This is a genomic window from Streptomyces sp. NPDC056480 (assembly GCF_042795405.1).
GTDB lineage: Bacteria > Actinomycetota > Actinomycetes > Streptomycetales > Streptomycetaceae > Streptomyces.
The window spans coordinates 1-16,807 of the sequence record NZ_JBHTSA010000085.1; the positions used below are offsets into that span (position 1 = coordinate 1).

General features: G+C 73.5%; 14 protein-coding genes. 7 read left to right on the forward strand and 7 right to left on the reverse strand.

The genetic code is table 11. The annotated features are described in order from the left end of the window. Nucleotides 1-63: 63 nt before the first annotated feature. Nucleotides 64-897 (reverse strand): siderophore-interacting protein, encoded by an 834-nt coding sequence (locus tag ACFQ79_RS29205; protein ID WP_383589066.1) that lies wholly within the window; start codon nucleotides 895-897, stop codon nucleotides 64-66. Between the two features lie 100 nt (nucleotides 898-997). Then, complete coding sequence (locus ACFQ79_RS29210) at nucleotides 998-1,903, reverse strand: 5'-3' exonuclease H3TH domain-containing protein (RefSeq protein ID WP_383589117.1); 906 nt, start codon at nucleotides 1,901-1,903, stop codon at nucleotides 998-1,000. 431 nt (nucleotides 1,904-2,334) lie between these two features. Here ACFQ79_RS29210 and ACFQ79_RS29215 point away from each other — a divergent pair, with 431 nt between their 5' ends. From ACFQ79_RS29215 to ACFQ79_RS29230, 4 genes are all read left to right on the forward strand, one after another. Then, complete coding sequence (locus ACFQ79_RS29215) at nucleotides 2,335-3,582, forward strand: glycine betaine/L-proline ABC transporter ATP-binding protein (RefSeq protein WP_383589068.1); 1,248 nt, start codon at nucleotides 2,335-2,337, stop codon at nucleotides 3,580-3,582. Continuing rightward, complete coding sequence (locus ACFQ79_RS29220; protein ID WP_383589071.1) at nucleotides 3,575-5,386, forward strand: ABC transporter permease/substrate binding protein; 1,812 nt, start codon at nucleotides 3,575-3,577, stop codon at nucleotides 5,384-5,386. The genes ACFQ79_RS29215 and ACFQ79_RS29220 overlap by 8 nt, the downstream gene beginning before the upstream one ends. A 220-nt stretch (nucleotides 5,387-5,606) precedes the next feature. Continuing rightward, nucleotides 5,607-6,158: a helix-turn-helix domain-containing protein gene (locus ACFQ79_RS29225; RefSeq protein WP_383589073.1), complete on the forward strand. Its 552-nt coding sequence runs from the start codon at nucleotides 5,607-5,609 to the stop codon at nucleotides 6,156-6,158. Further along, nucleotides 6,155-6,895, forward strand: coding sequence for a helical backbone metal receptor (locus ACFQ79_RS29230; protein ID WP_383589075.1), 741 nt, complete (start codon nucleotides 6,155-6,157; stop codon nucleotides 6,893-6,895). The genes ACFQ79_RS29225 and ACFQ79_RS29230 overlap by 4 nt, the downstream gene beginning before the upstream one ends. Here ACFQ79_RS29230 and ACFQ79_RS29235 read toward each other — a convergent pair. Beyond that, nucleotides 6,822-7,994 (reverse strand): TDT family transporter, encoded by a 1,173-nt coding sequence (locus tag ACFQ79_RS29235; protein WP_383589077.1) that lies wholly within the window; start codon nucleotides 7,992-7,994, stop codon nucleotides 6,822-6,824. The genes ACFQ79_RS29230 and ACFQ79_RS29235 overlap by 74 nt on opposite strands. A gap of 70 nt (nucleotides 7,995-8,064) precedes the next feature. On the opposite strand from ACFQ79_RS29235, the gene ACFQ79_RS29240 reads away from it, so the two are divergent. Further along, on the forward strand, nucleotides 8,065-9,066 hold the full coding sequence (locus ACFQ79_RS29240) for a LysR family transcriptional regulator (RefSeq protein ID WP_383589079.1): 1,002 nt from the start codon (nucleotides 8,065-8,067) through the stop codon (nucleotides 9,064-9,066). Nucleotides 9,067-9,152: 86 nt separating this feature from the next. Here ACFQ79_RS29240 and ACFQ79_RS29245 read toward each other — a convergent pair whose 3' ends face one another. Together ACFQ79_RS29245 and ACFQ79_RS29250 are read right to left on the reverse strand one after the other, a co-directional pair. Next, nucleotides 9,153-10,787 carry an amidohydrolase gene (locus ACFQ79_RS29245; protein WP_383589081.1) on the reverse strand — a complete coding sequence of 545 codons (1,635 nt, stop codon included), beginning with the start codon at nucleotides 10,785-10,787 and terminating at the stop codon, nucleotides 9,153-9,155. Between the two features lie 236 nt (nucleotides 10,788-11,023). Continuing rightward, entirely contained in the window at nucleotides 11,024-11,674 is a 651-nt protein-coding gene (locus ACFQ79_RS29250; RefSeq protein ID WP_383589083.1) for a TetR/AcrR family transcriptional regulator, read from the reverse strand. 69 nt (nucleotides 11,675-11,743) lie between these two features. On the opposite strand from ACFQ79_RS29250, the gene ACFQ79_RS29255 reads away from it, so the two are divergent. Both ACFQ79_RS29255 and ACFQ79_RS29260 read left to right on the forward strand, forming a co-directional pair. Continuing rightward, nucleotides 11,744-13,198 (forward strand): purine-cytosine permease family protein, encoded by a 1,455-nt coding sequence (locus tag ACFQ79_RS29255; RefSeq protein WP_383589085.1) that lies wholly within the window; start codon nucleotides 11,744-11,746, stop codon nucleotides 13,196-13,198. Further along, nucleotides 13,195-14,418 (forward strand): C45 family autoproteolytic acyltransferase/hydolase, encoded by a 1,224-nt coding sequence (locus tag ACFQ79_RS29260; RefSeq protein ID WP_383589087.1) that lies wholly within the window; start codon nucleotides 13,195-13,197, stop codon nucleotides 14,416-14,418. Before ACFQ79_RS29255 ends, ACFQ79_RS29260 begins: the two co-directional genes overlap by 4 nt. A gap of 94 nt (nucleotides 14,419-14,512) precedes the next feature. On the opposite strand, the gene ACFQ79_RS29265 is transcribed toward ACFQ79_RS29260, so the two are convergent. Then, entirely contained in the window at nucleotides 14,513-15,229 is a 717-nt protein-coding gene (locus ACFQ79_RS29265) for a gamma-glutamyl-gamma-aminobutyrate hydrolase family protein (protein ID WP_383589089.1), read from the reverse strand. 7 nt (nucleotides 15,230-15,236) lie between these two features. Next, nucleotides 15,237-16,691, reverse strand: coding sequence for an ethanolamine permease (gene eat, locus ACFQ79_RS29270; RefSeq protein ID WP_383589091.1), 1,455 nt, complete (start codon nucleotides 16,689-16,691; stop codon nucleotides 15,237-15,239). Nucleotides 16,692-16,807 lie beyond the last annotated feature (116 nt).

Below are 16,807 nucleotides of genomic sequence, written 5' to 3' on the forward strand. Positions count from 1 at the left end.
CCCGGGGGATCACCCCCGGGCCCCGCGCCGTGAGCCGTGAGCCGAACTGCCCGGCTCCGTGCCTCAGTTCTCCTGCTCGCGCTCCACCTGGTCGTTCCACTCGCGCTTGATCGCGCGCCATGCCTCGTCCGACTTGCCCTGGCGCCAGTAGCCCGAGATCGACAGCCGCTCGCGCGGGACCTCGCGGTCCAGCCGCAGGTGGCGGCGGAGGTCCTTCACGAAGCCCGCCTCGCCGTGGACGAAGGCGTGCACGTCGCCCGCCGGGAAGTCCAGGCTCTGCACGGCCTCGACGAGCGCCTCGCCCGCCGGGCGGTCACCCCGGTGCAGCCAGGTGACCTGGATGTCGTGCTCCGTCGCGAACTTCTGCTCCTCGGCGGCGTCCGAGATCTCCACGAACGCGTGCACCCGCGCCCCCGCGGGCAGCCGCTCCAGGGCCACCGCGATCGCCGGCAGCGCGCTCTCGTCGCCCGCGAGCAGGTGCCAGTCCGCCGCCGGGTCCGGCGTGTAGCCGCCGCCGGGGCCGAGGAAGCGCATCGTCTCGCCCGCCTGGGCCCGCGCCGCCCACGGACCCGCGAGGCCCTCGTCGCCGTGGACCACGAAGTCGATGGTCAGCTCACGGTGGACCGGGTCCCAGGCCCGCACGGTGTACGTGCGCGTCGTCGGCCACTGCTCCCGGGGGAACTCCTCCCGGATCCGGTCCATGTCGAACGGCTCCGGATAGGCGACGCCCTCGGGGGCGAAGAGCAGCTTCACGTAGTGATCGGTGTACTCGCCGACCTCGAAGGCGTCGAGACCGGGGCCGCCCAGGACGACCCGCACCATGTGCGGGGTGATGCGCTCCGTGCGCACCACACGCGCTTCGGTGGCCTTCGGTGCCTTGCGGGGCTGCTCCGCCACGAGTGGCTCTCCTGACTCGACGTAACTCGACGTACTGGGTACTTAGGTATGCCTAAGCTAGCACCCCGAGGCGCGGTCGACCCAGTGTGGCCGGATTTCGTCAGCGCGCCAGGACCGGAAGCAGGCGGCCCACGGCCCCGCCGAGGCCCCAGCGCTTCGCGAGGGCGTCGAGGGCCGCCGGGTCATGGGGAGTCTTCGGCAGGGTCGCGTCGAACTCCGGCAGCGGTACGTCCCCGGCGACGCGCACCACGGTCGGTGCGACGTCCAGGTACGCCGCCGCCTCCACGATCCCGCGCCGCTTGGCCGGCGTCAGCTTCGACGTCCGGTCCTCGGCGGCCGCCCGTACGCCCGCCAGGTCGCCGTACTCCGTGATCAGCTGCGCGGCCGTCTTCTCGCCGATGCCCTTCACGCCGGGGAGCCCGTCGCTCGCGTCACCGCGCAGCGCCGCGAAGTCCGCGTACTGGTCGGGGCGCACGCCGTACTTCGTGCGGATCAGCTCCGCGTCCACCAGGTCGCAGTCGCCCACGCCCTTGCGCGGGTACAGCACGCGGACGCCCCGCGCGTCGTCCACCAGCTGGAACAGGTCCCGGTCGCCCGTGACGATGTCCACCGGCCCCGACGCGTGCCCCGCGAGCGTCCCGATCACGTCGTCCGCCTCGTAGCCCGCCGCGCCGATCCGGGCGATGCCGAGCGCCGCCAGGACCTCCTCGATCACCGGCACCTGCGGGGACAGGGTGTCCGGGATCTCCTCCTCGTCCGGGCCGGTCTCCGTCTCCACGGCCACCCGGTGCGCCTTGTACGAGGGGATCAGGTCGACCCGCCACTGCGGCCGCCAGTCGTTGTCCCAGCAGGCCACGAGGTCGTCAGGGTGGTGGTCCTGGACGAGCCGGCCGATGAAGTCGAGCAGTCCGCGCACGGCGTTCACGGGCGAGCCGTCGGGGGCCCTGACGGAGTCCGGCACGCCGAAGTAGGCGCGGAAGTAGAGGCTGGCGGTGTCGAGGAGCATGAGGCGTCGAGTCACCTGCTTGATTTTAGGGCTCGGGAGGCCCCCGGGGCCGGGGAACACGTTGCGCCGAGCGCCCGCCAGGTTCGCATTGTGCCGAGCGCCCGTCGAGTGCCCGTCGAGGGCCGTCGTGAGCGTGCGGCGTGCGGCGTGCGGCGAGGGGGCAAGCGGTGAGCGGTGAGCGGTGAGCGGTTCCGGCGTCCGGGGACGCGCTCGCCCTCCCCGCGGTTCCGACCCCCTGCACGTGACCCCCGTCACCTTTGCGTTTGCACCCTGTGAAGCAGGGCAGGCGCGAGCCCGGAGCGGAACCCGGTACGGGATTCAACGAAAGGATCCCCGTACGCGAACGGGCCCGCGGGCCGATCCCGCCCGCTCCACGGCCCAACCACGCGGGGGTGGCGGGGGCCGTTTTCGTCGCTACCCGTGAGGTTCATGTGTCCAGGCTCCAGGCAGACCACCTGTTCAAGGTGTTCGGCAGACGACCCGACGAAGCCGTCCGCAGGCTCGCCGCCGGCGACACCGACCGCGAGGAGCTGCGCGCCGAGGGGACGACAGCAGCCGTCGTGGACGCCGGTTTCACCGTCGAGCCCGGCCAGATCTTCGTCGTGATGGGGCTCTCAGGGTCCGGCAAGTCGACCCTTCTCCGCATGCTCAACGGCCTGCTCGAGCCCACCGCCGGCCGGGTCCTCTTCGACGGACGTGACCTCACCGCGCTGTCCCCCCGCGATCTGCGCACGGTCCGGTCCACCAAGATCAGCATGGTGTTCCAGCACTTCGCGCTGTTCCCACACCGAAACGTTCTGGAGAACGCCGCCTACGGCCTGGAGGTCCAGGGCGTCCCGCGCGCCGAGCGCGAGACCCGGGCCACCGAGGCCCTCGAACTGTGCGGTCTCGCCGGCTGGGAGAAGTCCTGGCCCGACGAGCTCTCCGGCGGCATGCAGCAGCGCGTCGGCCTGGCCCGTGCGCTCGCGACCGACGCCGATCTGCTCCTCATGGACGAGTCCTTCAGCGCGCTCGACCCGCTGATCCGCCGCGACATGCAGGACCAGCTCCTCGTGCTCCAGCAGCGGCTGAAGAAGACCATCGTCTTCATCACCCACGACCTCAACGAGGCCATGCGCCTCGGCGACCGGATCGCCGTCATGCGCGACGGCAGGATCGTGCAGCTCGGCACCGCCGAGGACATCCTGGTCCGCCCCGCCGACGACTACGTCGCCTCCTTCATCCAGGACGTCGACCGCTCCCGGGTGCTCACGGCCTCCGCCGTGATGACGGGCGGCGCCACCCCGGCGGACTGCCCCGCCGACTGCGCCTGCGAGGCGGTCGGCCCGGACACGCTCGTCGCCGACCTGTGCGCCGTCGCCGCCCGCGCCCCGCACCCCGTGACCGTCCGGGACTCCGACGGCGCCGTCCTCGGGGTCGTACCGACGGAGCGCCTGCTCGCCGTCATGGGCGGACTCGGCGCGAGGGACGCCGGCGACCCGACCGGCACGAAGGCCGGCGGCAAGGCCGACACGGAGACCGCCGGCCGTACCGGCGGCAAGACCGGCACCCGGGCCGACGCCAGGACCGGCGGCAAGGCCGACACCGAGACCGGCGGCAAGACCGACGCCACGACCGGCAGCAAGGCCGACGCCACGACCGCCACCCAGTCGACGAAGGAGCTGACCGCCCGTGCCTAGGCTTCCCCTCGGTGAGTGGGTCGACAGCTCCGTCGACTGGCTCCAGGCCCAGTTCTCCTGGCTCTTCGACGCGATCACCACCGGCGTCACCGGCCTCTACGACGGCATCGACGCCGTCCTGTCCGCACCCCAGCCGCTGCTCTTCGCCGGCATCCTCGCCGTCGTCGCCTGGTGGCTGCGCGGGCTCGCCGCCGGTGTGCTCGCCTTCGCCGGGTTCGCGCTCGTCGACTCGGTCCAGCTGTGGGACGAGGCCATGGCGACCCTGTCGCTCGTGCTCGTCGCCACCCTGGTGACCCTGGTGATCGCCGTACCGCTCGGCATCTGGGCGGCCCGCTCGAAGACCGTCAGTGCCGTGCTCCGGCCGGTCCTCGACTTCATGCAGACCATGCCGGCGATGGTCTACCTCATCCCCGGCATCATCTTCTTCGGTGTGGGTGTCGTCCCCGGCATCATCGCCACCATCGTCTTCGCGCTGCCCCCGGGCGTCCGCATGACCGAGCTGGGCATCCGGCAGGTCGACGGTGAACTCGTCGAGGCCGCAGAGGCGTTCGGCACCACCCCGCGCAACACGCTGCTGCGCGTGCAGCTCCCGCTGGCCCTGCCGACGATCATGGCCGGCGTCAACCAGGTCATCATGCTCGGCCTGTCCATGGTCGTCATCGCCGGCATGGTCGGCGGCGGCGGGCTCGGCGGCGCCGTCTACCGCGCCATCGGCAACGTCGACATCGACCTCGGCTTCGAGGCCGGCGTCTCCATCGTCGTCCTCGCCATGTACCTGGACCGGATGACCGGCGCCCTCGGCCGCCAGGTCTCCCCGCTCGGCCGCCGCGCCGCCGCCAAGGCCCGCGCCGCGCTGAGCGCCAGGCGCCCCGGGGCGAAGCTGTGGGCCCACCGCCCGCAGCCCGTCACCGCACTCGTCGGTGTCGTCGTGCTCGCCCTCGTCGCCGGCGGCACGGGCTTCCTCGGCGGCTCCGGCACGGGCTCCACCACCGCCTCGGGCGCCGGCGGCGGTCAGGGCAAGAAGATCAGCATCGGCTACATCCCCTGGGACGAGGGCATCGCCTCCACGTACCTGTGGAAGGAGCTCCTGGAGCGCCGTGGGTACGAGGTCGACACCAAGCAGCTGGAGGCCGGCGCGCTCTACACCGGCCTGGCCGGTGGCCAGCTCGACTTCCAGACCGACTCCTGGCTGCCCGTCACCCACGCCCAGTACTGGGAGAAGTACAAGAACAAGCTGGAGGACCTCGGTTCCTGGTACGGCCCCACCTCCCTCGAACTCTCCGTCCCCTCGTACGTGAAGGGCGTCGACTCGCTCGCCGACCTCAAGGGCAAGGCCGGACAGTTCAAGGGCCGGATCGTGGGCATCGAGCCCAGCGCCGGAATGATGGGCATCCTGAAGGGCAAGGTCCTCAAGGAGTACGGCCTCGAGGGTGAGTACGAGGTCGTCGACGGCTCCACGCCCGGCATGCTCGCCGAGCTGAAGCGCGCCTACGAGCGCAAGGAACCGGTCGTCGTGACCCTCTGGTCGCCGCACTGGGCCTACTCCGCGCAGGACCTGAAGAAGCTCGCCGACCCCAAGGGCTCCTGGGGCAAGGGCGACGGCGTCCACACCCTGGCCCGTAAGGGCTTCGCCGCCGAGAACCCCGAGGTCGGCGCCTGGCTGAAGAACTTCAAGATGACCGAGAAGCAGCTCACGGATCTCGAAGCCGTCATCCAGGAGACCGGCAAGGGCAAGGAGCAGCAGGCCGTCCGGACCTGGCTCGACAAGAACCCGGGCCTCGCGGAGAAGCTCGCGCCGCAGTAGCCCGCCGTCAGCCCGCCAGGGGCACGGCCGTGACCCGGCCGTAGCCCCGGGGCGACGGACAGCGACCGACTGAACGGTTCCTGTCCGAAAAGGGGTGGTCGCCGAACGTGTTCGGCGGCCACCCCTTTTCGTCACGACGCGAAACCCCGCCCCAAAGCTGCGTAAGGTTCAGGTAACCGCCCGGTACGGGTACGCACGAGGCACGAGGGAGGGAGCCGACATGGACGAGAAGGAAGCACCCCGCGTGGGCGCGGCCGTCAAGAGGCGACGCAGAGCGCTCCAGCTCACCCTGGCCGTCGTCTCCTCGCGCAGCGGTCTCTCCGTGCCGTTCCTCAGCCAGGTCGAGAACGACCGCGCGCGTCCCAGCCACCGCTCCCTGGAACTGGTCGCCGACGCCCTGGGGACCACGGCCGCCGACCTCCTGGCCGCCGCCGAGGCCTCCCGTACCGTCGACGTCGTACGGGCCGACGAGGTCTCCCCGGCCCTGCCCCCGGGCGTCCGGGCGATCGTCCGCGGCCGCCACCAGCTGCACGCCCTGGAGTTCACCGGCGAGCAGGACGCGGGCCGCGAGTTCCAGCACCGGAACGACGAGCTGCTGTACGTGGCCGACGGGGCCGCCGAGGTCGAGGCGGAGGGCCGCGCGTACCGGCTGGGCCGCGGCGACACGCTCTATCTCTCCGGCGGGGTGCGCCACCGCTGGCGCGCCACCGAGGCGGGCACCCGGCTGCTCGTCGTCGCGGTCGCCGAGCACGTCGAGGCCGAGGAGGAATGAGCGCGGGGCGGGGCACGGTCAGGAGGATCGTCTCCCTGGTGCCGTCGCTGACGGAGGCCGTTGCCGTCACCGCTCCCGGTCTGCTCGTCGGGGCCACGGACTGGTGCGTCCGCCCGGCCGACCTCGACGTCGCACGGATCGGCGGCACCAAGAACCCCGACGTCCGCGCGATCACGGCGCTCGGCCCCGACCTCGTCCTCGCCAACGAGGAGGAGAACCGCGCCGCCGACCTCGCCGAGCTGCGGGCCGCCGGTCTCGACGTCCTCGTCACGGAGATCCGCACGCTCGACCAGGGCCTGAGCGAGCTGGAGCGGGTCCTCGCCGCGTGCGGCGCGCCCCGCAGGCCCCGCTGGCTCGACGAGGCCGAGGCGGCGTGGGAGGCGGTCGCACCGGAGGGGGAGCGCACGGCGGTCGTGCCGATCTGGCGGCGCCCCTGGATGGTCCTGGGCCGTGACACCTTCGCCGGTGATCTGCTGGCCCGCCTCGGGGTCCGCAACCTGTACGCCGAGCACCCGGAGCGCTATCCGCGGCTGCCGCTGGACGAGCTCCGCGCCGCGGCGCCCGACCTGGTCGTGCTGCCCGACGAGCCGTACCGCTTCACGCCCGACGACGGCCCCGAGGCGTTCCCCGGGACCGCCGCCGCGCTCGTCGACGGGCGTCACCTCACCTGGTACGGGCCGTCTCTCGTCGAAGCGCCGCGGGTGCTGGCGCGGGCCCTGCGAGCAGCGCACCGCTGATCAGGCCGCGGACGGTGTGGGACCCGGCGACCAGCCAGGCCGCGACGAGGGCCGCGTACAGGCCGATCGCGAGCCACCGGAAGGCGGCGAGACCGGTGTGCTGGGCGAGCCCCTCGGCGCCGGTCACGCAGGTCCCGACGGGGAAGGTGAACGCCCAGAACGTCATCGCGAAGCCCATGCCCTGACGGCGCGCCCGCAGCACCATCGCCCCGGCGAGGGCCAGCCACAGCAGGGCGAAGCCCATGACGGGCACGCCGTAGAGGACGGCGAAGGAGGCGAAGCCGTGGGCGTACGGGGCGGGGAGCACGCCGGGGGCGACGTCGGCGAACTTGTTCGCGGCGGTGGTCGACTGGCCGAGGGGGCCGAGGACGAGGAAGAGGGTGGGGGTGAGCGCGAGGGGCAGCGGGCCGCCGGTCACGAGCCGGCCGAAGACCAGCGGCAGCATGACCAGGGTCGCGAGGAGGCTGACGCCGAACATCGCCCAGCAGGCGAGGAGCAGGGTCTCCTGGGCCTGTCCGGCGGGCAGATGGGGCACAAGGAGGGGGCCGAGGGCGGCGGAGACCATGGGGGCGACGACCGGCAGCAGCCACACGGGGGACGCGTTCTCGATCTTGTGGTGGACGACCATGAGGTACGGGATGCCGACCGCGGCCGCGAGACCGACGACCGTGCCGGCGGTGAACAGGACGGTGTCGAGCGCGACGGCGGCGGGGAGCCCGATCCAGTCCCTGCCCACGATCACGGCGCCGCCGCCGACCGCGAGCAGCGCCATTGAGAGACAGCCGTAGAACGGCGCCATGGCGGGGTCGAGGAGGTGGGCGCGGGCCTGGTCGCGGTGGTGGATCCAGTGCGTGGTGCGGGCGGCGAGCAGGACGAGCAGCATCGCGAGGGACAGCGCCCAGACCGCGGCGCAGGCGGTGCGCAGGCCGGGGAGGCCGAGCGGGAGCCCGGCGCCGGCGTTGGCCACGATGGCGGTGCCCATCACGGAGGCGTACCAGTTGGGTCCGAGGTGACGGACCGAACGGGCCGGGGAGGCGGCCGGCCGGGCGCCGGGGGTGGTGGCGCGGACGGTCGGGAGGGGAGGTGCGAGGCTTGCCATGGCTCCACCGTCGTCCGATTCCCCGGCCCCCACCAGGGATCTTGCGGCTATGACGTCATAAGCTGGCTTTATGAGCAGCAGCGGGGAGCCACGCGGGGAGCGGCACGAGGAGCAGCACACGGGCGGGCGTCGGACCGAGGTGTACGGCTCCGGCGTCAGGGCGCAGCTCCACCACCGGGTCCCGGATCTCGGGGCGCTCGAACTGCTCCTCGCCGTCGCCCGGCACGGGAGCCTCGGCGCCGCCGCCCGTGAGGTCGGCATCACCCAGCCGGCCGCCAGCAGCCGGATCCGCTCGATGGAGCGGCAGCTCGGCGTGGCTCTGGTGGACCGTTCGCCGCGCGGCTCACGGCTCACCGACGCGGGTGCGCTCGTCACCGACTGGGCGCGGCGGATCGTCGAGGCGGCCGAGGCCTTCGACGCGGGCGCCCAGGCGCTGCGCGGGCGGCGGGACTCCCGACTGCGGGTGGCCGCGTCGATGACGATCGCCGAGTACCTGCTGCCCGGCTGGCTGATCGCGCTGCGCGCCGAGCGTCCGGACACGGCGGTGTCGCTCCAGGCCGGAAACTCGGCGGTCGTCGCGGAGCGGCTCCTCGCGAACGAGGCGGACATGGGTTTCGTGGAGGGCCTCGCGGTGCCGGACGGCCTCGACGGGGTGGTCGTGGCGCACGACCGGCTCGTGATCGTCGCGGCGCCCTCGCACCCGTGGGCCCGCCGCCGCGGCCCGCTGGACCCGGCGGAGCTGGCGGCGACCCCGCTGGTCCTGCGGGAACGGGGCTCCGGCACCCGGCAGGTCCTGGACGCGGCGCTCTCGGACCACGGCGGGCTCGCGCGGCCGCTGCTCGAACTCGCCTCCACGACGGCGGTGAAGGCCGCCGCGGTCAGCGGGGCGGGGCCGGCCGTCCTCAGCGAACTCGCCGTCGCCGAGGAACTGGCCTCGCGGCGCCTGGTGGCCATCCCCGTCGCGGGGGCCGAGCTGCGCCGCGACCTCCGCGCGGTCTGGCCCACCGGTCACCGCCCGACCGGCCCGGCCCGCGACCTGCTCTCCCTGACCCGCGCCCGCCCGACGGGCTGAACACCCGCCGGGCCGGGGCGGCTCAGGTGTGCCGGGCCGGGGGACCGCTCGGGTATGGCGGGCCGGGGCGGCTCAGGTGCGGCGGATCAGACCCCCGCCGCCCGGTGCGTGATCCGTCCGTCCAGGACCGTCAGCAGGACCGGCAGGTCCGGCAGGTCCGTCGCCGGGGTCGTGAGCGGGTTGCCGCCGAAGACCGTCAGATCGCCGCGGAAGCCCGGTGCGAGCCGGCCGGCCTCGTGCTCCTCGCCCGCCGCGTACGCCGCCGCCGTCGTCATGCCCCGGAGCGCCTCCAGCGCCGTCAGCGCCTGCTCGTGACCGTGCGGCGCCTGTCCCAGGTCGCGGCTCGGACGCCGGTGCCGCGCGCCGGCCATCACGCCGAGCGGCGGGAACGGCGCGATCGGCCAGTCGGAGCCGAGGACCACCGTGGCCCCGGAGTCCGCCAGGTCCCGGCAGCGCCACGCGCGCGAGGCGCGCTCCTCGCCGAGGCGGCGCGACCAGTTGTCGGTGTGGTCGGCCCGGGTGAAGTCGCAGCAGTGCGTGGGCTGCATGGAGGCCAGTACGCCCAGCTCCGCGAAGCGGCGCAGCGTGTCGTCCGGCACCGTCTCGATGTGCTCGACCCGGTGCCGCACCTCGCTGCCGCTGCCGCTGCCCGCACGTGCCTTCTCGACGGCGTCGAGGACGTGCCGCACGGCGGCGTCGCCGATGGCGTGCGTCGCCGTCGCGATCCCGGCCCGGTGCAGCTCCCCGATGATGCGGGTGTACGCGTCGGGGTCCGGCCAGAAGGCGTGCGTGGACTCGCCGTGGCAGTCGGGCCGCTCCAGCCACGCGGTGCCGTTGTCGATGGTCCCGTCCATGAAGAGCTTCACGCCCGCGACCTGCCACAGCGCGCCGCCCGTGCCCTGCAGCGCGATGAGGTCCCGTACGCCGTCCGCGTCGGTGCCGGGCTGGCACCAGGGCGCCACCCGGAGCCGCAGCGCCAGCTCGCCGGCCTCGTCGAGCTTTCCGTACAGCGCGAGGCTCTCGCCGTTCGCGTCCATGGCGTGACCGCCGGTGAGTCCGGCCGCGGCCATGGACCGCAGGGCCGCCGCGAGCCGCTCCCGGCTCTCCTCGGGCGTCGGGCGCGGGGCGACCCGCTCGACGAGCTCGCAGGCGGCGTCCTCCTGGAGCAGTCCGGTCGGGTGTCCGTCGGTGTCGCAGACGACCTCGGCGGAGGCCTGGTCGAAGGTGCGGGGTCCGTCGACCCCGGCGAGTTCGAGCGCCCGCCGGCTGGCGAGGGCCGAGTGGGCGTCGAAGAGCAGCAGGAACGCCGGGATGCCGTCGAGGACCGCGTCGAAGGGGGCGATGCCGACGGGGTGGTCGCCGAAGACGTTCGGGTCGAGGCCCCAGCCGAAGAGCCAGTCGCCCCGGCCGAGGGTCCGGGCCTCGCGGGCGAGGGCCTCGCGCACGTCGTCGAGGTCGGCGCAGTACGACAGGTCGAGGCCGTGGGTCAGTTCGGCGCCGGACACCGGGTGCAGGTGCCCGTCGACGAGACCGGGGGTGACGACGGCACCCTTGAGGTCCACGACGGTGGTGGCGGGTCCCGCGAGCGCGCGGATCTCGCGGTCGTCGCCGAGGGCGGCGATCCGGCCGTCGTCGGAGACGGCGAGCGCGGTATCGGGCAGGAACGCCCCCGTGCCGGGGTCGAGCAGACGGGCGGAGAGCAGGACGAGTCGGGTGCGCACGGGTGGCTCCAGGGCTTCCGGGAAGGGGACGGGTGCGGAGGCCGGCGGGTGCCTCGTCGACCGGGTCGGTCGGGTGGGCCGGCGGGTGGCCTCGGTGAAGGGGTCGGTCGGGTGGGGCCCGGGGGTGGCCTCGGTGACGGGGCCGGGCGGGCGGACCCGCGGGCGGCCTGGTCGACCGGGTCGGTCGGCTGGGCCCGCGGGCGGCCCCGGGGAGGGGGTCGGTCGGGCGGTGCCGGTCAGGCGGGCCCGGCCGGCGGCGGTACGTCGGTCAGCGCGCCGTGCGGCAGTCCGAGTTCGCGTTCCGCCGTGGTCAGGGCCATCCGGGTCACGACGTCCGGCCGGTCGGTCCGGTCGGAGTTGGCGTGGGCGCCGAGGCCGTCGAGCACCACCAGGATCTGGATGGCGGTGGCACGAGGGTCGTCCGTGCGGAACTCGCCGCGTGCGACGCCCTCGCGGATGAGCTGCTCCAGGCGGTCGTCGGAGGCGAGTTCCTGTTCGGTGACCCGGTCGCGAAGGACGGGCCGGTAGCGGCTGAGGTGCCGGGCGTTGATCCACAGCCGGCTGATGTCGTCGTACGCCTCGCCCGCCGAGAGGGCGAAGTAGTGCGCGAGCCACTGCGTGGGCGTCCCGTGGGGGCGCTCAGCGGGCAGCAGCGCGTCGAGCTCGCCGGTGGCGGCCACGCTGAACGCCTCGCCCACCAGATCCTCCGCCGAGGGGAAGTAGTGGCTGATCAGACCGGGTCGTACGGTGAGCTCCTCGGCGATCCGCCGCAGGGTGACGCACTCGAGCCCCTCGGTCAGGGCCACGCGTGCGGCGGTCTCCACGATCTCCGCCCGCCGGGCTTCGGGCGTTTTCCGAACTCTCTTGCGCTGGACGCTTGACGACATAACCGCGATGCTATTGAGTGTGCGACCAATAAGCAACCAGGTGGGCACCACACGCATCCGGAGGGCCGCATGGCTTCCACGATCCCCGACCCGCTCCCAGGCCCTCAGGGCGCACAGGTCGCCTTGCAGGACACCGATCGGCCCGGCCGCATCGAGGCGCACGGCATCGACCACATACCCGAGTCCGAGCGCCACGGCCACCCCCGCGAGCTCTTCTCCGTGTGGGCGGCGGCGAACGTCAACTACCTCAGCCTCGTCATCGGCGGAGCCCTCGTCCTGATGGGCCTGAACCTCTGGCAGGCCGTCGCCGTGACCGTCGTGGGCAACCTGTTCTGGCTGCTCCCCGGCCTCCTCGCCACCTCGGGACCGGCCGCCGGCGCGCCCAGCGAGGTGATCACCCGGGCCGTCTACGGCGTCCTCGGCAACCGCGTGAACAACGCGGTCGGCGGCTGGCTGGTCTCCGTCTGCTACTTCGCGCTCAACCTGGCCGCCGCGGCCACCGCCGCCTTCGCGCTCGTCGAGAAGGCGGGCATCACCGCCACCACCCCGGTCAAGGTGGCCGTCATCGTGGTCATCGCCGCGCTCACGCTGATCATCAGCGTCTACGGGCACGGCCTGATCATCAAGCTGTACCTGCCGATCACCCTGGTCCTCGCCGCGGCCTTCACCGTCGTCGCGTTCGCCGTCCTGCGGCACGCCGACTTCTCGTACGCCCCCGCCGAGCAGCCCGGCGGAGTCCAGCTCTGGGCCCTGCTCCTCGCCGGCACCACGATGATCGCCTCGGGCCCGCTCTCGTACACCACGAGCGCCGACTTCTCCCGCTACCTGCCCCGCACCGCCTCCAAGAAGGCGATCATCGGCTGGAACGCGCTCGGCGCCTTCCTGCCCAGCGTCGTCGTCTGCTCGCTCGGCGCCTTCGCCGCCACCGCCGTCGACATGACCGACCCGCAGACCGCGCTCCAGGAGATCCTGCCCGGCTGGTTCGTCCCGGTCTTCCTGCTCGCCCTGGTCCTCGGCACCATCTCCATCAACGCGCTGACCGCGTACAGCGCCGGACTCGCGCTCCAGGCCGTCGGCCTCCGCGTCCGACGCTCCGTCAGCGTCCTCTTCGACGGGGCCGTCGCCGTCGCCCTCACCCTCTACGGGCTGCTCGTCTCCAACTTCCTCGACACCGTCAGCAACGCCCTCCAGGTCATCACCGTCCTGATCGGCCCGCTGATGGCGGTCTACGCCACCGACATCCTGCTGCGCCGCTGTCGCTACGACGGCCTCGCGCTCTCGGACGAGACCCCCGGCAGCCCCTTCTGGTACACGGCCGGCGTCAACCCGGCCGGTGCCCTCGCGCTCGTCTCCGGCGTCACCGCGGCGGCCCTCTGCGTCAACACCCTCTACACGGGCCCGGTCGCCGCCGCCCTCGACGGCGTCGACCTCTCCCTGCCCGTCGGCATGGTCGTCGCCGCCACCCTCTACGCCCTCCTGATGCGCAAGGACCGCACCCTGCTCGCCGCCCGGGCGGAGGCGTGAACGGCCCTCGCCGTACGACCCTCCGGATCGGCGGGGACACCCCCCGCAGCCGCGGCGAGGACCGCGGCCGGCAGGCCCGCGCCGGCATCGCGCGCGCGTGGCGGGTGTACGAGGAGCTCTTCGCGGCCGTCGCCGCCGGGAACGCCCGGACGCTCGACGTACCCGCCCTCGCCCTCCGCACCGTCCGGGCGACCCGGGCCTGGGCGCCGGAGCTCGTCGCCGAGATGGAGGGAGTCGCCGAAGGGGCCGGAATGCCGCTCTGGACGATCGCCGCGCTCAACGCCCGCACCGAGATCCTCGCCGAGGCCGGCGCGCCCCGCACGGGCGAGTGCTCCACCCTCGTCCGCGGCGGCCCCCGGACCACCGGCGGCCAGTGCTGGGACTGGCACCAGGAACTCGCCGACGCCTGGCACCTCCAGACCGTGACCGGGGACGCCCAGGGCTTCGCCGGGATCACCGAGCACGGCATCCTCGCGAAGATCGGCGTCAACGAGGCCGGTGTGGGCGTGCTCTTCAACATCCTCGGCCACGCGGACGACGCCGCGACCGGCGTCCCCGTTCATCTGGTCGCCCGTCAGGTGCTCGGCACGGCCGGATCGTTCGCGGAGGCGGTCGATCTCCTGACCGGGGCACCCGTCTCGGCCTCCACGGTCATCACCGTGGTGACCCCGGACCGGGCCGCGTCCGTGGAACTCGCCCCGGCCGGCTCGGCCGTGGTCGCCCCGGACGACCGGGGCTGGCTCGTGCGCACCAACCACTTCCTCGCCCCGGCCCTGGCCACCGGGGAACTGCGCGGCCGCCGGGAGCCGGAGACGTACGACCGCCACCGGCTGCTCACGGAACGCGTGCTCACCCACGACGACGGGCTCGTCACCGACGCGTCCGAAGCCGAGGCGCCCGGCCGGGAGGGCTCCGGCCCGAAGGCATCCGGCGCGGAGGCGTCCGGGCTGCACGCCTCCGGCCCGGACGCGCCCGGCGGCGCCGTACCAGGAGCGAGCGCGCTGGGTCCGGACGCGCTCGTCCGCCTGCTCGCCGCCCATCGGGACGACGGTGCCGAGGTGTGCTGCCACGCCCCGGCCGACGGCCGGCTCGGCAGTCGGTGGGCGACCCTCGCCACCGTGGCCGTCGACCCGGCCGAGCGGTGCCTGAGGGTGCACGACGGAGGCCCCTGCTCGGCGGGGCCGGAGACCTGGATCCCGCTCACCGCGCCCCGGCGCTGACCCGGGTGCTGAGACGGCGGCGCGCGTCCGTCACCGCGAACCGTCGAGCCGGCGGCGCGCGTCCGTCACCGTGAACGGGTGCCGCGGGGGACCTTCAGGCCCGGCGTGCTCCCGCCGCCTCGACCAGGCCGCGCATCACCCGCAGGTCCTCGCCCATCTCCGGATGCCACTGGACGCCCAGGGCCCAGACCGGGTCGGCCAGCTCGACCGCCTCCACCGTGCCGTCCTCCGCGAGGGCGGAGACCGCGAGCCCCGCGCCCAGCCGGTCCACGGCCTGGTGGTGGTAGGTCGGGACCTCGGTGAGCTCGGGCACCAGGGAGGCGTACCGGCTCCCCGGCACCGGCTTCACCGCGTGCCGGCCGATCACCCCGACCGCCTCGACGTGCCCGTCCAGGTGCTGGATCAGCGTCCCGCCCCGTGCCACGTTCAGGAGCTGCATGCCCCGGCAGATGCCGAGCAGCGGCGTCCCCGAGGCGACGGCCGCGTCGATCAGGGCCAGCTCCCAGGCGTCCCGCTCCCGGGCCGGCGGACCGGTACGGGAGTCGGGCTCGGCCCCGTACCGGACGGGCTCCACGTCCGCCCCGCCCGCGATCACCACTCCGTCGAGCCGCGCCACGACCGCCGCGGCGGCCTCCGGCGCGTCCGGTGGCAGCATCACGGCGATCCCCCCGCTCTCCTGGACGAGCCGTGGGTACGGCGCGGGGAGCAGCGCGGCCCGCATGTCCCACACGCCCCAGCGGGCCTGGTCCAGATAGGTGGTCACGCCGATGAGCGGCTTGGTCACGGAACTTCCTCCAGGGGTACGGAGCATCGGTGGATCAGTCGCGTGCGAGTTCGGCCTCGGCCGCCGCGAGCGCGGCGAACTCCTCCTCGGGCGCCCTGGCCACCAGATGGTGTCGACTGTAGAACGCGAAGTAGGCGAGGGCGATCGCGTACACCCCGAGCGCCATGAACGCCGCCGTCCGGTCCACCAGGAAGGTCGCGACGAGGGCCGAGAGGGCCAGGACGAACGCCACCGACGAGGTCACGATGCCGCCCGGTGTGCGGTACGGCCGGTGCAGCCCGGGCTCGCGGCGCCGCAGCACGATGTGGGAGAGCGCCATGAGGGCGTACGAGATGGTGGCGCCGAACACGGCGATGTTCAGCATCCGGGCCCCGTCCCCGGTCCCCGCGGCCAGCGCGAAGCCGATCGCGCCCGGGATCAGGAGTCCCAGGTACGGCGACTTGCGGCGGCTGGTGAGGGAGAGGAAGCGGGGCAGATAGCCCGCCCGGGAGAGGGCGAACAGCTGGCGCGAGCCGGCGTAGATGAGGGAGAAGAAGGAGGCGACCAGGCCGGCGAGGCCCGCGTAGTTCACGAAACGGCTGAGCGCGGTCGGCTCCCCGTCGCCCTGGAGCGCCACGACCAGCGGGTTTCCCGCCTCCTGGACGGCGGCGGCGCCGCGCGCTCCGGTCGCGGCGAAGAAGGTCATCACGGCGAGCAGCACCAGGATGCCCATGGAGATCGCGAGGGCCTTCGGCATCGACCGCACCGGGTCCTTGGCCTCCTCGGCGGCGAGCGGCACACCCTCCACGCCGAGGAAGAACCACATGCCGAAGGGGAACGCCGCCCAGATCCCGAGCAGACCGAACGGCAGCCAGGAGTTGGCCCCGAAGGCCTCGCCGTCGACCGGGATGTCGTTCAGGCCGTCGACGTGGAAGTCGGTGAGGGCGCCGAGCGCGAAGACGACGAGCGCCGCGACCGCGATGGCCGTCACGATCAGGCTGAAGCGCAGGGCCTCGCCCACGCCCCAGAGGTGGATCCCGATGAAGAGCGCGAAGCAGACCAGATAGACGGGCCAGCCGGATTCCAGGCCGAACAGGCCGAGGGATTCGACGTAGTCGCCGATGAAGATGGAGATCGCGGCGGGCGCCAGGATGTACTCGATGAGGATCGCGGTGCCGGTGAGGAACCCGCCCCAGGTGCCGAGTGCGCGGCGGGCGAAGCCGTATCCGCCGCCCGCGGTGGGCAGGATGGCGGAGAGTTCGGCGAGGGCGAAGACCAGACAGGCGTACATCGCGCCCATCAGGACCGTGGCGATGGCGAGTCCGCCGAAGCCGCCCTTGGAGAGGCCGATGTTCCAGCCGGAGAAGTCGCCGGAGACGACGTAGGCGACGCCGAGCCCGGTGAGCAGGAGCCACCCGGCGCTGCCGCGGCGCAGTGCTCGGCGCTCCAGATAGTCGTCCTGCGGTGGGGTGGTGCCTCCGGCACTCCCGGTGGTTTCTTCGAGCGTCATGGCAGCGTCAGCTCCCCGCAACGGGCCCAATGGATTGGAGCCATACCTTTGCGGTGCCGACGGGAGAGCGCAACCCCCGTGCGTTACTTTCGGGTTACGTACCCGGGGACGCCCGT

Bases quoted from the DNA above. Each gene is read 5' to 3' on its own strand.
- ACFQ79_RS29210 (WP_383589117.1), bottom strand. From the start codon at position 1,903: ATGCTCCTCGACACCGCCAGCCTCTACTTCCGCGCCTACTTCGGCGTG.
- ACFQ79_RS29225 (WP_383589073.1), top strand. From the start codon at position 5,607: ATGGACGAGAAGGAAGCACCCCGCGTGGGCGCGGCCGTCAAGAGGCGA.
- ACFQ79_RS29230 (WP_383589075.1), top strand. From the start codon at position 6,155: ATGAGCGCGGGGCGGGGCACGGTCAGGAGGATCGTCTCCCTGGTGCCG.
- ACFQ79_RS29235 (WP_383589077.1), bottom strand. From the start codon at position 7,994: ATGGCAAGCCTCGCACCTCCCCTCCCGACCGTCCGCGCCACCACCCCC.
- ACFQ79_RS29240 (WP_383589079.1), top strand. From the start codon at position 8,065: ATGAGCAGCAGCGGGGAGCCACGCGGGGAGCGGCACGAGGAGCAGCAC.
- ACFQ79_RS29250 (WP_383589083.1), bottom strand. From the start codon at position 11,674: ATGTCGTCAAGCGTCCAGCGCAAGAGAGTTCGGAAAACGCCCGAAGCC.
- ACFQ79_RS29255 (WP_383589085.1), top strand. From the start codon at position 11,744: ATGGCTTCCACGATCCCCGACCCGCTCCCAGGCCCTCAGGGCGCACAG.
- ACFQ79_RS29265 (WP_383589089.1), bottom strand. From the start codon at position 15,229: ATGCTCCGTACCCCTGGAGGAAGTTCCGTGACCAAGCCGCTCATCGGC.
- eat (WP_383589091.1), bottom strand. From the start codon at position 16,691: ATGACGCTCGAAGAAACCACCGGGAGTGCCGGAGGCACCACCCCACCG.